Source organism: Actinoplanes sp. CA-131856 (assembly GCF_050956135.1).
Classification (GTDB): Bacteria; Actinomycetota; Actinomycetes; order Mycobacteriales; family Micromonosporaceae; genus Actinoplanes.
Map to the genome: position 1 here is coordinate 5,010,438 of NZ_CP191849.1, position 13,367 is coordinate 5,023,804.

Below are 13,367 nucleotides of genomic sequence, written 5' to 3' on the forward strand. Positions count from 1 at the left end.
GTCGCTTCGGTTTCGCCGGCCGGGATGCCGATCTCCCCGCCGCCGAACTCCGCAGCCGGGGCATCGGCCCTGGCTTGGCGGCCGTCGGGCTGGCCGGTCGGCGCGTGGATGGTGACATTCCCTTCGTGCGTGGCACGATCGGGCGAGGTGTTCTGGCCTCGGCCTCGCCGCCGGTCAGCCGTTGCTGAGGGTGAGCTTCGGGTAGGCGGACGGCGGGACGAGTGAAATGTCAGGCTGGGAGCATGTCGAACGTCGCCGACAAGTCTGTTCATGAGCGGTGGGTGGAAGCGCTGACCCGGGCCGGAGTGCCGCTCGACAAAGTCGCGGAAGCGCTCAAGGACGTCACCGAGCAGGAGGCCGAGGCCCTCAAGAAAGACGTCGAGCGGATTTCGGGTTAGGGCCCTGCGGGAACGCGGCCGGGTGCAGGATCGCGGCGATCGTCTCCACGCCGTCGATCAGGCGGGGGCCGGGGCGGACGATCAGGCTGTCGCCGTCGAGGGCCCACACCTGGGCGCCCGGGAAGTGCGGCACCACGTCGGCCGCCTGGAGCGCGGCGCCGTCCAGGTGGAAGCCGCACGGCGTGACCAGCACGATGGCTGGGCCGGGGGCGGCCAGGGCGGCGTACGTCGTCTCGATCGAGCGCTGCCCACCGCGAGCCGCCACCGCGACGCCGCCCGCCGCCGTGACCAGGTCGGGCACCCAGTGGCCGGCGGTGAAGGGCGGGTCGACCCACTCGACCACCGCCACCTTCGGCCGGGCGCGGCCGTCCACCGCCGCGGCGACCGTGGCCAGACGGGCGCGGAGGCCCGCGACCAGGGTCTCGGCCCGCTCGGGGACACCAGCCGCGGCGCCCACCTCGAGGAACGTCCGTAAGACCTCGTCCAGGGTGTACGGGTCGAGGGAGAGCACGTCGGCCCGGCAGCCCAGGTGGTCGAGGGCGTCGTTGACGTGGCCGGACGGGAGCGCGCAGACCCGGCAGAGGTCCTGGGTCAGGATGAGCTCGGGGTCGAGGGCGGCCAGGGCCCCGGCGTGCAGGGTGTAGAGGTCCTCGCCGTTCTTCATGCGGGTCCGCACGTAGTCGTCGATCTCGGCCGGGGTCATGCCGCGGGTGTCGCGGCCGCCGACCACCACCGTCTTCTCCGCGCGGGCGGACGGGGGCTCGTCGCACTCGAAGGTCACCCCGACCAGGTCGTCGCCGAGGCCCAGGGCGTAGACGATCTCGGTGGCGGACGGCAGCAGGGAGACGAGGCGCATCGCTCCATCATGACGGGAGCGCGCCCCCGGCCTGACGGAAGCCGGGGGCGCGCCGTGGAGCGGGATGCGGTCAGGAGCGGACGAACACCGGCATCGTGGCCAGGGTCGAGGTGATCTGCTGGGTGGTGCCGCCTCGATAGACCTTGCCGGTGAAGTAGTCCTTCCAGTTGTCGCCCGGCGGGAACCAGACCGTGGTGGTCGCGGTCTCGCCGGGGGTGGTCACGGGGGCGACCAGGAAGTCGTCGCCGTAGAGATACTGCGAACCGGCCGTGGCGTACGCCTCCTGCTGGCCCGGGTAGGCCAGGTACATCGGGCGGACGATCGGGGTGCCCGTGCGCGTGGCCTCCTTCGCCGCGGCGTACGTGTAAGGCAGAAGCTTCTCGCGCAGCTGGAGGAACTTCTTGGCCGAGGCGTTGGCGGCCGGGCCGTACTGCCAGGGCAGGCGGTCGCTGTGGTTGGAGTGCAGCCGGTCGATCGGCTGGAACGTGCCGAGCTGCACCCAGCGGGCGTAGAGGTCGTCCGGCAGCTTGGTGCTGTCCGGCTCGGCGCCCTTCTCGGTGGACAGGCCGCCGGTGTGACCGCCGATGTCGTGGCTGACCGCGGCCAGGCCGGTCGCGGCCGACTCACCCGGGGTGTAGCCCACCTGCGCCTGGAGCGTCTCCCAGGTCGACACGGTGTCGCCGGTGAAGTGCAGCGTGGTGCGCTTGTCGGCCCACGGGCCGGTCGGCACCGCGGTCGGGTTGCCGTAGCCGCCGGCCTGCAACGAGCCGTACGCCCGGGAGAACGCGAAGCCGTCGCGGGCCGCGTACTGCTGGTTGATCCAGGCGTCGCCGGTCACGCCGGCCAGGGTGGAGGTGGAGGCGTCGCAGCACCAGTCCAGCCACCAGAAGTCCGGGTCGGCCAGCGAGGAGTGCAGGTCGAAGTACGCCTTCAACTGGTCGGGGTCGCCGAAGTCGAAGGTGTAGCAGTCGGCGCCGCCGTTGCAGCCGGTCTTCTTGAGCTTGCCCTTGGCGGTGGCCTGGGCCTGCGCGAACTTCGGGTCCGAGCCGAGGATGCTCGGGTGGATGTTCAGGCTCGTACGGATGCCCTGCTTCTTGAGCCAGGCCTGGAACGCCGTGTAGTCGGGGAAGCGGGTGGCGTCGAAGTTCCAGCCGTTCCACTTGTCCGGCGCCTTGAAGTCGGTGTCGACGATCAGCACGTCGAGCGGCACGTTCTCCGACTTGAACCGCTTGACGATGTCCTGGAACTCGGCCGCGGTGCGGTCGTAGTACTCGGAGTACCAGACGCCGTACGCCCACTTCGGCAGCAGCTTCGTCGGGCCGGTCAGCTTCGACAGCTCGGTGAGGCCGCGGGTGTAGTTCTGGCCGTACGCGAAGACGTACCCGTCCTGCGCCGTGCCCGATCGCGGGGTGACCTTGCCGGTCCTGGTGTTGTAGAGCGCCGACGCCGAGTCGTCGAGCAGCGACCAGCCGTCCTGGTAGAGCAGGCCGGGCTCGGTCAGGGCGGCGCCGTTGACGCCGTCGAGGCCGCGGCGGTAACCGCCGAGCGCGGCGTGCGGGGCCAGCAGCGGCGTGCCGCCCCGGACCAGCGCGACCGTGTCCACGTTGATGTTGCAGCTGGTGGCGGTCGGGCAGCCGAGGGTCACCGTGTTGGTGCCCTTGTCCAAGGTCACAGGAGCTTCGACGGTACGCCAGTAGTCCCAGCTCGAGGTGGCCGGTAGCGTCACGGTGGAGCCGTTGACGGTCATCGTGCGGGTCTGGACGGGCTGGGCACCGGCCTTGCCGTTGGCGTAGCGGACCTGCACGCGGTAGGTGCCCTTGGACGGCACGCCGGTGACGGTCAGCGCGGCCGAGGCGGTGGTGTTCTCGAGCCCGGCCAGGAAGCCCTCGCCGGCGTATCCGTTATGGTCGGACGCGGTGCGGGCGCCGCCGGTCAGGGTGCCCTGGTCGGCCTCGCAGACGGTGCCGAACGCGCACGGCTGCGGCTGGGCGGGCGTGGGCGCCGGATAGGCGTCGCCCGCGTGGATCAGCGCCAGGCTGTCGATGTTGACGTTGCCGGTGTCGTTCGCGCCCTTGGTCACGCTGATCTGGTGCGTGCCCGAGCCGAGCTGGAGCGGCACGGTGGCCACGCCCCAGGTGTCCCAGTTGACGGTGGGCGGCAGCGACAGGGTCTGGTTCGTCCCGTCGACCGCGACGGTCAGGGTGCGGGTGACGTTCTGGCCGTCGCCGCCGGTGCTGTTGGCGTAGCGGACGGCGAGCTGGAGGCTGCCGGAGGCGGCGCTGGTGAAGACGATCGCGTCGCCGGTGCCGGTGTAGCCGGCGGTGAAGCCCTTGCCGGTGTAGTCACGGTGGTCGGTGGCCACGCCGGGTCCGCGAACGTCGAGCGCCTCGGCCTCACAGAGCACGCCGGTCTCGCAGCTCGGCGGATAGTGGCCGGCCCACGGCGAGGCCTGCACGACCTGCTGGCCGGTGCGCAGCTTGACGTCGAGGTTGCCGGCGGTGAAGGAGCCCGACCCGACCTTGTAGCGCAGCGTGAGCGCGCCGGTGTCGATGGTCAGCCAGCCCTTCTCCGTACGCTTGGTGAAGCGCACCGGCGCGAAGGAGTCCCGCCCGATCACGTTGAACGTGGGCGCGTCGGTGAACGTCCCGTACTCGGTGCGGATCAGCGTGGGGGAGAGGACCTCGAAGCGCGCCTTCCCGGAGACCACGGTGGAGCTCGGCCCGTGGGCACTGGCGGGTGACGAGGCGGCCAGCGCGAGGCCGGCCGCCAGGATGGCGACGGTGGCGGCCGCTTGGCCGCGTCGCGGGGTGGACCGATGGAACACGCGCACTCCTAGCCGCGGTTTACAACGATGAATACAAGCGATGACAACGCTGTCATCGGCGCGAAACAAAGTCAACCGGGGAAGCGCCCTCGGTTTTCCGCCGGGTGCGCCGTTCGATGGTCGGGCAGGTCGCGCTCATGTACGGGCTGCCGTGGGGGCGCGGGCCTTGCCGCCGCAGCCTGGCTGGGCCGCGCAGGAAGAACTGCGGCTGTGCGCACGGTGTCGGTCTCGGCGCTGCTGGTCGGGGCCGAGTACGCGGTGCGCACGCTGATCGTCTCGGGTGAGGGTCGGGCCGTTCCCGGCCGCGCGCTCAGATCGCTGCGCGCGCCTGGTTGATGTGCCGTGCGATGGCGTGGGCCTCGTGGGTGTGCGCGATGGCCTGCGCCTGGTCGAGTGTGGCGATCGCGTCCGCGCGGCGGTTCTGGGCGGCCGCGATGTAGGCCAGCCCGATCATGTTGGAGGCCACGCCGGGAAGGTTGCCGGTCTCCCGGCGCAGGCGACACGACTCTTCGAGCTGGTCGCGAGCCGCGTCGAGCCGGCCGGCGGCGTGGGCGGCGATGCCCAGGTGCCGCAGAGCCTCGGACTGTGTCCCCTTGTCACCGGTCTCGGCCGCCAGCCGGAGTGACCGCTCGAGGTAGGCCACGGCAGTTTCGTCGTCGCGCCGGATGAACTGGTGGAGGCAGCCGATCCAGAACAGGGCCTCGGCCTCGCCGCGGGTGTCGCCCACTGCCCGATAGAGCTCGAGCGCGCGCTCGAACAACGGCAGCTCGGCGGGGTCCTCGGCGGGCGGAGAACCGGCGTCGCCGGATGCGCTCTGAAATCGGGCATGGACGATCTTCCCGCGGGCCAGCGCCGTATCTGCCTCGACTGCGGTCAAGGCCAGTTCGGCATCCGCCAGCGTGCTGGTGTCGCCTGTGTAGACCGCCCGCTCATACGCGGCCCTCGCTCGGTCGATCCGATCCTCGGTGATCATTTGCCGCCCCCGCTGGCATGGCCCTCTATGTGTCAGAGGCGCAGTCTAGATCGGAGCGGCTTTCAGGCGTACACCGTCAGCGGCGGCGCCACAGCGTGACTGCTACGGCGCCGGCCAGGGCGCCGAGCAGGGCACCCAGAAAACCGGTGCCGATCATCGAGTCGATGGCCTCGTACCCGTCCGCCGCCACCCAGGCGAACACGGCACCGGCGACGGCACCCGCCAGCACGCCCAGAAGGATCACGACTGCCGCTCTCACCTCAGCCACCCGGCGCCATGCCCACCAGCTACCGGGGAGCCACTTTCGGCATGATTCTGCGTTCGCCGGTGGTGGCCATCGAGTGCATCACGCCGCCGGCGAGGGGGATCAGCCGGGCCAGGCCGGGTCGTCCGTCGCGCCGGGCCAGTTCGGGTCCGAGGCGGGTCATGAGCCGGGTGAGCGCCGGCAGCGGCCGGACATAGAGGGTGATCTCGCTGATCAGGCCGTCGTCGTTCAGGCGCAGCCGCTGAGCTTCACACAGGCGTGTGCCGCCGATCCTCGCCTCGTAGAACAGCGCCACGGTGCGCCCCTCGGAGACCTGGTCGGTGTAGGTGATGTCGTCGATGGCGGCCAGGGCCACTTCGAGCAAGGTGCGGACTTGCCGGTGTCCCCGGAAGGTGAACTGTTCGGTGATCGGCGAGATCAGGGTGATGTCGGGGCCGAGCGCAGCGACCGCCCCGGCGGCGTCACCGGCCTCGCCGGCGGCCCGCCATGCGGCGACTGAGTCGATGGGCTGCACCATGGAACTCCCATGCTCGCGTTGAGTGAAGGGGGTGGATCACTGCGACAACTGGCGCCGTATCCCGTCGGTGTCTATCAGTGACCACACCTCGGCGATGCGGTCCTCGCGAAAGACTATTCGGGATCCTCTTTCACTCGGGCCACGAGCTGGGTCGGATTGACGAAGCGCAGCGCTATGACCAGCAGCACCAGCATCGAGGCTGTGTAGATGACGGCCATGGCGTCCACCGACTGCTGGGCCCGGATGCCCGCCGCCGACATCGAGTAGTACAGGGCCACCACGAGAGTCTGCGAGTCGGGGCCGGCGGTCAGGAACGTCAGCTCGAACATGCCCACCGTGCGGACCAGGACCAGGATCGAGGCGGCCAGGATGCCGGGGACCAGCAAGGGGGCGAGGATGCGGCCGAAGATCTGGCCGGTTCGGGCGCCGCACATGCGGGCTGCTCGTTCCACCGACGGGTCGATCTGCTCGATGAACGGGGTCATTGTCAGGATCACGAACGGGATCGACGGGACCAGGTTGGCCAGGACCACACCGGCCAGGTGGCCGGCCAAGCCGTACTTGTAAAGCACCGTCGCCAGGGGAATGCCGTACGTGATGGGTGGCATCAGGATCGGCAGCAGGAACAGCAGGTAGACCAGGCGGCGGCCCGGGAAGGAGCGACGGGCCAGGACGTACGAGGCGGGGACGCCGACCAGGAGCGAGATCGCCACCACCAGCAGGGCGACCTCCAGCGTCACCACCAGGATCTGCAACAGGCCGAATTCGTTCCAGGCCGAGGCGTACCACTGGGTCGTCCAGCCCTGCGGCAGCCACGTGTCGAACCAGCGTTCGCCGAACGAGTTGACCACCACCGACAGGATCACGCCGGCCAGGTGGACGAAGAAGAACACCACCGCGCCCCACACCAGCCAGGCGCCGACGGTCATTTTCGACCTCATCCCTTGCCTCCCGTCGAACCGGTGTAGAGCATCGACCGCAGGCCCAGGACCACGGCGACCACGGCCAGCTCGACCAGGCCCATGATCACGGCGATGGCGCTGCCGAGCGGATAGTCGTAGACCTCGTACGCGGCGTGGTAGGCGGCGATCGAGATGACCCTTGTCGTGCCGGCCGGGTCGCCGACCAGGACGGCCGACGGGAAGACGCTGAACGCCAGCACGAACGTCAGGCAGAACGTGGTGGCCAGGCCGGGCGCCAGCAGCGGCAGGGTGATCCGCCGGAAGCGCTGCCACCAGCCGGCGCCCAGGGTGGCCGCCGCCCGGTCCAAGGTCGGGTCGATGCCCGACAGGTACGACAGGATCAGCAGGAACGCGAACGGGAAACCGGTGATGACCAGCGAGAAGAACACGCCCCAGTAGTTGTTCGTGAGCCGCACCGGCGCGTCGGTCAGGCCGATCGTCATCAGCGCGCGGTTGAACCACCCGGCCGGGCCCAGATAGTTCAGCAGGCCCTCGGCCGTCAGCACGGTGCCCAGCGTGATCGGCACGACCAGGAGCATGGTCAGCAGGCGTTTTCCGCGGAAGCGGCCTCTCATCCGGTACGCGATGGGCACCGAGGCGGCCACGTTCAGGATGGCCGCCGGCAGTGCGAGCCCGAGCGTGGTGGCGATCGTGTCGCGCTGATAGGCGTCGGTGAAGAACGCGCGGTAGGCGCCGAACACACCGCCTTCGGCCGGTTGGAAGGACAGGCCGATGCCGTACGCGAAGGGGTAGACGAAAAGCGCGAGCACACCGATCAGGGCCGGCGCGAGCAGCAGGAGTTGCCGGTCGATGCCGCGCTCGGCCAGGCGGTGCCGCAGCGCGACCCGCGTCTCCGGAGTCGTCTCCCGGTCGGGAAGGGTCGCCGTCACGGGAACACCAGCACGCGGTCGGGGGCCGCGGTGACCGTGATCCGGTCGCCCGGCGACGGCCGTTCGGCGGCGCGCAGGAAAAGGGCAACCCCTTCCTCCGTACGGGCTTCGACCGCCAACTCACGTCCCTGGTACTCGACGACCTCGACGGTCACCGGCACCCCGTGCGGGCCCGCGCGCAGGTCCTCGGGGCGGATGCCGGCCACCACGTCGTCGCCGGCCGCGACCGGGCCCACCGCCGTGCCCTCCAGGGTCAGGCCCGAGCCGTCGAGGGCCACCGTGTCGCCGTGCACCGCCTTGACCTTCATCGGCAGCAGGTTGCGGTAGCCCATGAAGTCGGCCACGTGCCGGTTGGCCGGCCGGTTGTGCAGCTCCTCGGGGGTGCCGATCTGCTCGACCCGGCCGTCGCGCAGCACGACCAGGCGGTCGGCCAGCGACAGGGCCTCCTCCTGGTCGTGCGTCACGTAGATTGTGGTGAGGCCGAGCGACTGGTGCAGGCGCCGGATCTCCGTACGCATCTCCAATCGCAGTTTCGCGTCGAGGTTGGACAGTGGCTCGTCCATGAGCACGAGCGAGGGCTCCAGCACCACGGCACGGGCGATCGCCACGCGCTGCTGCTGGCCGCCGGACAGTTGGCCCGGCAGCTTGCGGGCGTGCTCCTCCAGGCGTACCAACCGAATCGCCTCATCCGTGCGGCGGCGGATCTCGTCGCGAGGGAGCCGGCGCATCTGCAGGCCGAAGGAGATGTTCTTGCGTACGGAAAGATGGGGGAAGAGCGCGTAACTCTGAAAGACCATGCCGAAGCCGCGCCGCTCCGGGGGCAGCGTGTCGAGCCGGGCGCCGTCCTGCCAGATGCTGCCGTCGGTCAGGTGCAGCAGGCCGGCCAGGCAGTTCAGCGCCGTCGACTTGCCGCAGCCGGACGGGCCCAGCAGGGCGATGAACTCGCCCCGCCGGATCGTCAGGCTCAGCCCGGCCAGGGCGTCCTTGCCGCCGAAGCGCCGGCGTACCCCGTCGAGGCGCAGCTCCTGAAAGGCGGTCACTTCTTCACCTTCGCGCCGCCGATCTCGCGGTCCCACTTGTCGAACGCCGCCACCAGCGCCTTCGCGTCCAGCGGCACCTCGAGCGGGTTGTCCGCGATGAGCTTGTCGTACTCGGGACGTCCGTACTCCTCAATGGCCTGTTTGCTCTCGGCCGGCGCCATGTCGAGGGTCACGTCCTTCACCGCCGGGCCGGGATAGAAATAGCCTTTGTCGTACGCCTTGGCCTGCTGCTGCGGGGTCAGCATGTCCTGGAGCAGGTCGATGATGGCGGTCTGCTTGCCGGCCGGCACGCCCTTGGGGATCACGGCGTAGTGGGCGTCGGTCACCCAGTGGAAGCCGTCCAGGGCCTGGACCCGGGCCTCCTTGGGCACCGTGCCGAGCACGCGCGGATTGATGTCCCAGCCCGTGGTGGTCGCGATGATCTTCGCTGAGCCGTTGGCCAGGTTCTTCATCGTCTCGCTGGTGCTCGACGGGTAGAGCGTCACGTATTTGTTGAGCTCGGCCAGATATTGCCAGGTCTTGGCCCAGCCGTTCTCGGGGTCCTTCGGGTCGCTGTCGCCCAGCAGATAGGGCAGGCCCATGAGCAGGGTGCGGCCCGGTCCCGAGTTGGACGGGCGGGCGTACTGCACGGCGCCGGGGTTCGCTTTGGCGTACGCCAGAAGGTCCTCGGCGGTCTTCGGCGGATCCGGGACCTTGGCCGGCAGATATTCGATCAGCGGGCCCGACGGGTAGTAGGTGACGGTGACGCCGTAGTCGCCGGCCAGCTTCTGCATGGCGGCGGCGCCGTCGGAGTATGTGGCCATGCCGGGCAACCGGCTCTTGGCGTCGGCCAGCGATGTCCACAGTCCCTGCTCGATGCCGGCGGCCAGGCCGTCGACGCCGGTCAGCACGAGGTCGATGTCGACCCGGTTCGCGTTCTGCTGCGCCTTGATCTTGCCGACCAGCTCGGGGGCGGTGGCCTTGGAGTAGGTGACCTTGCCGATCTGATCCTTGTTCTTGGCCACGAACTCGTCGATCATCCCCTGAGTCAGCTGAAGATTGCCGGCCACGTCGAGGATGTTGACGGTGACGGACCCGCCGTCGTTGCCGTCCGGGCTGTCGGGGGCGCCGCAGGCCGAGGCCAGGAGGACGGCGGCTACGGCGGCGGTGATCATCTTTCGGGACATGGTGTCTCCTCAGGCGGGGCCGGTGGAGCCTCGTACCATCAGTTGGGTGGGTAGTTCGCGGCGTTCCTTGTGCTGTCGTCGCAGGAGCAGATCGACGCCGGCCTGACCGGCCAGCTCCTTGGGGAGAGCGACGGTCGTCAGGGCCGGATGGACCATCGCCGAGAGCGGGATGTCGTCGAAGCCGAGCACGCTGATGTCACCGGGCACGCCGACGCCGCGGGCGGCGAAGCGGTGCAGCAGGCCGAGCGCGACCAGGTCGTTGTAGGCGATCACGGCGGTCACCCGCTCGGCCAGAACCCGGTCGGCCACCGAGACGCCGCCCTCGAACTGAGGGGCCACGTTGCCGGTCTCGACGAGCTCGACCTTGCCCTTGGCGACCGTCCGCAGGGAGCGGACACGTTCCCGGTTGGCCCATGAGGATCGGGGTCCGGCGACGTACGCCACGCGGCGGTGCCCGAGCGCGACAAGGTGACTCACGGCCTGGCGCATGCCGTCGAGGAACTCGGCGGTGACGGAGGGAACGCCCGGGATGCGGCGGTAGAGCAGGACGATCGGCACCTCGGCGGCCAGGTCGCGCAGGTCGGCCTCGGCCATCCGGGGCGAGCAGAGCAGAACCCCGTCGACCTGCTTGGCCAGCTTGCGCACGAGGCCGGCCTCGGCCGCCGGATCCTCGTCGGTGTCGGCCAGGAAGACGGCGTGGTCGGCCTCGTGGGCACGGGACTGCACGCCCTTGACGATGCTGGGGAAGAAGGGATTGCCGAGATCGGGGACGAGCAGCCCCAGGTTGCCGGTGCGCCCGGTGATCAGGCCGCGGGCGGCCCGGTTGGGGTGGTAGCCGAGGCTGGCCGCGATCTCCTTGACCCGGTCTCGGGTCGAGGGCCGGACCACCTCGGGAGTGGACAGCGCCCGGGTGACGGTGGCGGCCGAGACACCGGCCGCGCGAGCCACGTCCTTGATGGTCACTGCCATGCGGGCCAGACTGCAATCCGTTTCATCCGGATGTCAATGCATCGACCATGATCTCTTCGTAGGCGCATGAAAACCTTTACAGATCATGGTCAGACCCGGCCTCCGCCCTTCTAGATCAACAACATATGCTCCCGCCGTGCCTCTCAAGGTCCGGTTCCGCCCCGACACCCCCTACCTCGGTTCACTCGCCGGCTTCGCCCTCGCGGCCGCGCTCGGCCTGATCCTCGTCAACGGCGACAACACCGTCGGCACCATCGCCACCGACGGCTCCGGCCTGGTCGCGCTTGTCCTCGCCCTGCCGCTCGTTCTGAGCACCGTGCTGCGGATCCCGGTCCTGACCGTCGACGACAAGGGCATCCGGCTGCCCCATATGCGCCTGACCTGGCCCCACATCGCCCGGCTCACCGAGACGGTGGGACCCCGCCGCCGCCCCGTCCTCCTGATCGTCCCGGCCGATCCGGCGGCCGCCCTGCGCCTGATGAACCCGCTGCAGCGTATGCAGTACCAGGTTGTGAGCGCCCAGTACGGAACCCCGTTCGTCGTGGCCGACCGATGGCTGGACGCCACCCTCGGCGAGATCCAGGCGGCGGCCGCCCGCCTCCGCCCCGCGCAGCCGGCCCCGCCGGCCGCCGGGCGGTCAGGGCGGAGGGCGGCCCGGCTCGTGGGCCTGATCGCCCTCCTGGTGGTGCTGGTGCCGGTCACGCTGATGATCGGGGCCTGCGCCCTGTTCTTCCTTCTGGGGCCGATCTTCGATCCCGATGAGGTCCCGTTCGACCTTTCGCCGATCCTGACCTTCCTGGCCCTCACCGCCGGCGCGGTCTTCTGCGTCTACCGTGTCGTGCGCAGCCTCAGGCGTTAGGGTCCGGCGGGGCCGAGTCGCGGCTGTGACAGGATGCACGCCGTGCTGGACGGACTGGATCGCATCGACTGGGCCCGGCTCAGTCACGCGTACGGCCCGGCCGCGGACGTGCCGGGGCAGATCAGGGCATTGTGTTCGGCTGATCCGGACGTGCGGATCGAGGCCCGATGGCAGCTCTACGGCAACATCTTCCACCAGGGCACTCGCTACGAGGCGACCGCGTACGCGGTGCCGTTCCTGATCGAGGTGCTCGGCGCGCCGGGCACCGCTGACCGCGTCGAACTGCTCGGACTGCTCAGTTCGATCGCGATCGGATATGACGAGATGTGGCTACCGGTCGGCGTGCCGATCGCCGAACCCCGTGTGGCGGCGTACGACGCGGTGCGCGCCGGTGTTCCACTGTTTCGTGCTTTGCTGAACGATCCCGCTCCCGACGTCCGCGCGCACGCCGCGTACGCGCTCGGCTGGTTCCCCGAGGATGCGGTGGCCAGCCTGCCCGCGCTGGAGACGCTCACCGCGGGTCTGCCGGCCGGTGAGGACGAGACGGTCCTCGCCACGGTGCTGGTGGCCTCCGCCCTGCTCGGCAAGGCCCCGGACGCCGCTGCCCTCACCGACGCGCGCCCGTTGGTGCGATGGGGCGCCGCGATCGCCGCCGGCACAGTCGGCCGCGCGAACACCGACGCCAGGGCCGTCGAGGAGTTGCTGCACTGGGCCGGCAGTGCCGCCGGAGCCGACCGTCGCATTCCGTTCCTCGACGGCGACCTGGCCGGTCACGCCGGCCTCGTGCTCGGTCTGCTCGGGACCCGGCACGCTGATGTCACGTTCGAGGCGCTGCTGTCCCGCATCCCCGCGGTGTCCGGCCTCGAGGCACTACCGGTGGTCGGTGAGGCACTCCGGGCGGCTTTCCCGGCCGGTCCACGGCCGCCGGAGGTGGTGTTCGACGGGCTGGACGACCGTCAGCGTCGCCTGGTCACCGCATTGGTCGCGTCGCCGGACACGTGGTTGTTGCATGGGGCGATGTTCGCCATCTTCAGCGGGATGATCCACGGATACGGGCTGCCCGGTAGCCACCAGGCTCTCCGCGCATTCGTAGGGCACAACGAATGATCTGAGCAACGACGGGTGCGCCGGGCGGGACTGGTCGACGTCACCCGACGGAAACAATGAGAAGGGTAAGCCATCCAGCACTGACCACCAGGGGAAGAAATTGCGTCACCCAGGAAGGGGAACGCAGTTTCCCGTTCATCCTCCCACGCTGCTCGACGCGATGGTAAACCTGAAATCGATCAACTGCGTGATCAATCGCGCAAAGCTCGTCGCGCCAGACTTGGAGCCACCGAGTGCTCCCTCGCGCGACCGCGAACCAGAATATGCTCACCAGCAGGCCGAATGCCGGTAGGGCCAATCCGTACCCTTCTTTGCTTCCCAGTGAAGCGAAAACCGACACAAGGATGCCGGTGATCAGGAGGTACATGTTGTTTCTAACCCAATATTCCCGCAGATCCTGCCGGTAATGCTCGGCGACCACCTTGAACACCTCGATGTCGAGGCTGCTTTCCTCAGGAATGGAGACCGGGCCTACTGGCGTGCCGTTCGTATCGACAGTCGAGCCATCCATTCTCGCCACCTCCGAGTCCGTCAGCCTTCC

Annotated in this window: 15 protein-coding genes; 4 read left to right on the plus strand and 11 right to left on the minus strand. The window is 69.6% G+C overall.

What is annotated here, in order from left to right:
- The first annotated feature begins 242 nt into the window (after window positions 1–242).
- A complete protein-coding gene (locus tag ACQP2X_RS23145) occupies window positions 243–398 on the plus strand; it encodes a hypothetical protein (protein ID WP_498700156.1) in 156 nt (51 codons plus the stop codon).
- On the opposite strand, the gene ACQP2X_RS23150 is transcribed toward ACQP2X_RS23145, so the two are convergent.
- Both ACQP2X_RS23150 and ACQP2X_RS23155 read right to left on the minus strand, forming a co-directional pair.
- Complete coding sequence (locus ACQP2X_RS23150; protein WP_498700157.1) at window positions 367–1,254, minus strand: ABC transporter substrate-binding protein; 888 nt, start codon at window positions 1,252–1,254, stop codon at window positions 367–369. The two genes, ACQP2X_RS23145 and ACQP2X_RS23150, sit on opposite strands and share 32 nt — an antisense overlap.
- A 70-nt stretch (window positions 1,255–1,324) precedes the next feature.
- A complete protein-coding gene (locus ACQP2X_RS23155; RefSeq protein WP_498700158.1) occupies window positions 1,325–4,078 on the minus strand; it encodes a TIM-barrel domain-containing protein in 2,754 nt (917 codons plus the stop codon).
- A gap of 210 nt (window positions 4,079–4,288) precedes the next feature.
- Here ACQP2X_RS23155 and ACQP2X_RS23160 point away from each other — a divergent pair, with 210 nt between their 5' ends.
- Window positions 4,289–4,414 carry a hypothetical protein gene (locus tag ACQP2X_RS23160; RefSeq protein ID WP_498700160.1) on the plus strand — a complete coding sequence of 42 codons (126 nt, stop codon included), beginning with the start codon at window positions 4,289–4,291 and terminating at the stop codon, window positions 4,412–4,414.
- Here the strand turns inward: ACQP2X_RS23160 and ACQP2X_RS23165 are convergent.
- From ACQP2X_RS23165 to ACQP2X_RS23200, 8 genes are all read right to left on the minus strand, one after another.
- On the minus strand, window positions 4,389–5,051 hold the full coding sequence (locus tag ACQP2X_RS23165; protein WP_498700161.1) for a tetratricopeptide repeat protein: 663 nt from the start codon (window positions 5,049–5,051) through the stop codon (window positions 4,389–4,391). The genes ACQP2X_RS23160 and ACQP2X_RS23165 overlap by 26 nt on opposite strands.
- A gap of 76 nt (window positions 5,052–5,127) precedes the next feature.
- Window positions 5,128–5,310 carry a hypothetical protein gene (locus tag ACQP2X_RS23170; protein WP_498700163.1) on the minus strand — a complete coding sequence of 61 codons (183 nt, stop codon included), beginning with the start codon at window positions 5,308–5,310 and terminating at the stop codon, window positions 5,128–5,130.
- A gap of 28 nt (window positions 5,311–5,338) precedes the next feature.
- Window positions 5,339–5,833 carry a nuclear transport factor 2 family protein gene (locus ACQP2X_RS23175; protein WP_498700165.1) on the minus strand — a complete coding sequence of 165 codons (495 nt, stop codon included), beginning with the start codon at window positions 5,831–5,833 and terminating at the stop codon, window positions 5,339–5,341.
- Between the two features lie 113 nt (window positions 5,834–5,946).
- The gene (locus ACQP2X_RS23180; RefSeq protein WP_498700167.1) at window positions 5,947–6,774 is read right to left on the minus strand and encodes an ABC transporter permease; all 828 of its coding nucleotides are present in this window, start codon (window positions 6,772–6,774) and stop codon (window positions 5,947–5,949) included.
- Window positions 6,771–7,685, minus strand: coding sequence for an ABC transporter permease (locus ACQP2X_RS23185; protein WP_498700169.1), 915 nt, complete (start codon window positions 7,683–7,685; stop codon window positions 6,771–6,773). Before ACQP2X_RS23185 ends, ACQP2X_RS23180 begins: the two co-directional genes overlap by 4 nt.
- On the minus strand, window positions 7,682–8,725 hold the full coding sequence (locus ACQP2X_RS23190) for an ABC transporter ATP-binding protein (protein WP_498700170.1): 1,044 nt from the start codon (window positions 8,723–8,725) through the stop codon (window positions 7,682–7,684). Before ACQP2X_RS23190 ends, ACQP2X_RS23185 begins: the two co-directional genes overlap by 4 nt.
- Window positions 8,722–9,891 carry an extracellular solute-binding protein gene (locus ACQP2X_RS23195; RefSeq protein ID WP_498700172.1) on the minus strand — a complete coding sequence of 390 codons (1,170 nt, stop codon included), beginning with the start codon at window positions 9,889–9,891 and terminating at the stop codon, window positions 8,722–8,724. Before ACQP2X_RS23195 ends, ACQP2X_RS23190 begins: the two co-directional genes overlap by 4 nt.
- 9 nt (window positions 9,892–9,900) lie before the next feature.
- Window positions 9,901–10,860 carry a LacI family DNA-binding transcriptional regulator gene (locus ACQP2X_RS23200; RefSeq protein WP_498700174.1) on the minus strand — a complete coding sequence of 320 codons (960 nt, stop codon included), beginning with the start codon at window positions 10,858–10,860 and terminating at the stop codon, window positions 9,901–9,903.
- Window positions 10,861–10,996: 136 nt separating this feature from the next.
- On the opposite strand from ACQP2X_RS23200, the gene ACQP2X_RS23205 reads away from it, so the two are divergent.
- Complete coding sequence (locus ACQP2X_RS23205; protein WP_498700176.1) at window positions 10,997–11,719, plus strand: hypothetical protein; 723 nt, start codon at window positions 10,997–10,999, stop codon at window positions 11,717–11,719.
- 42 nt (window positions 11,720–11,761) lie between these two features.
- Entirely contained in the window at window positions 11,762–12,826 is a 1,065-nt protein-coding gene (locus tag ACQP2X_RS23210) for a HEAT repeat domain-containing protein (RefSeq protein ID WP_498700178.1), read from the plus strand.
- A 40-nt stretch (window positions 12,827–12,866) separates the two neighbouring features.
- Here the strand turns inward: ACQP2X_RS23210 and ACQP2X_RS23215 are convergent, their stop codons facing one another.
- Complete coding sequence (locus ACQP2X_RS23215) at window positions 12,867–13,337, minus strand: RipA family octameric membrane protein (protein ID WP_498700180.1); 471 nt, start codon at window positions 13,335–13,337, stop codon at window positions 12,867–12,869.
- Window positions 13,338–13,367 lie beyond the last annotated feature (30 nt).

Excerpts from the sequence above, each read along its gene's own strand:
- ACQP2X_RS23215 (WP_498700180.1), bottom strand. The coding sequence starts at position 13,337 with ATGGATGGCTCGACTGTCGATACGAACGGCACGCCAGTAGGCCCGGTC.
- ACQP2X_RS23165 (WP_498700161.1), bottom strand. The coding sequence starts at position 5,051 with ATGATCACCGAGGATCGGATCGACCGAGCGAGGGCCGCGTATGAGCGG.
- ACQP2X_RS23145 (WP_498700156.1), top strand. The coding sequence starts at position 243 with ATGTCGAACGTCGCCGACAAGTCTGTTCATGAGCGGTGGGTGGAAGCG.
- ACQP2X_RS23150 (WP_498700157.1), bottom strand. The coding sequence starts at position 1,254 with ATGCGCCTCGTCTCCCTGCTGCCGTCCGCCACCGAGATCGTCTACGCC.
- ACQP2X_RS23200 (WP_498700174.1), bottom strand. The coding sequence starts at position 10,860 with ATGGCAGTGACCATCAAGGACGTGGCTCGCGCGGCCGGTGTCTCGGCC.
- ACQP2X_RS23195 (WP_498700172.1), bottom strand. The coding sequence starts at position 9,891 with ATGTCCCGAAAGATGATCACCGCCGCCGTAGCCGCCGTCCTCCTGGCC.
- ACQP2X_RS23175 (WP_498700165.1), bottom strand. The coding sequence starts at position 5,833 with ATGGTGCAGCCCATCGACTCAGTCGCCGCATGGCGGGCCGCCGGCGAG.
- ACQP2X_RS23180 (WP_498700167.1), bottom strand. The coding sequence starts at position 6,774 with ATGAGGTCGAAAATGACCGTCGGCGCCTGGCTGGTGTGGGGCGCGGTG.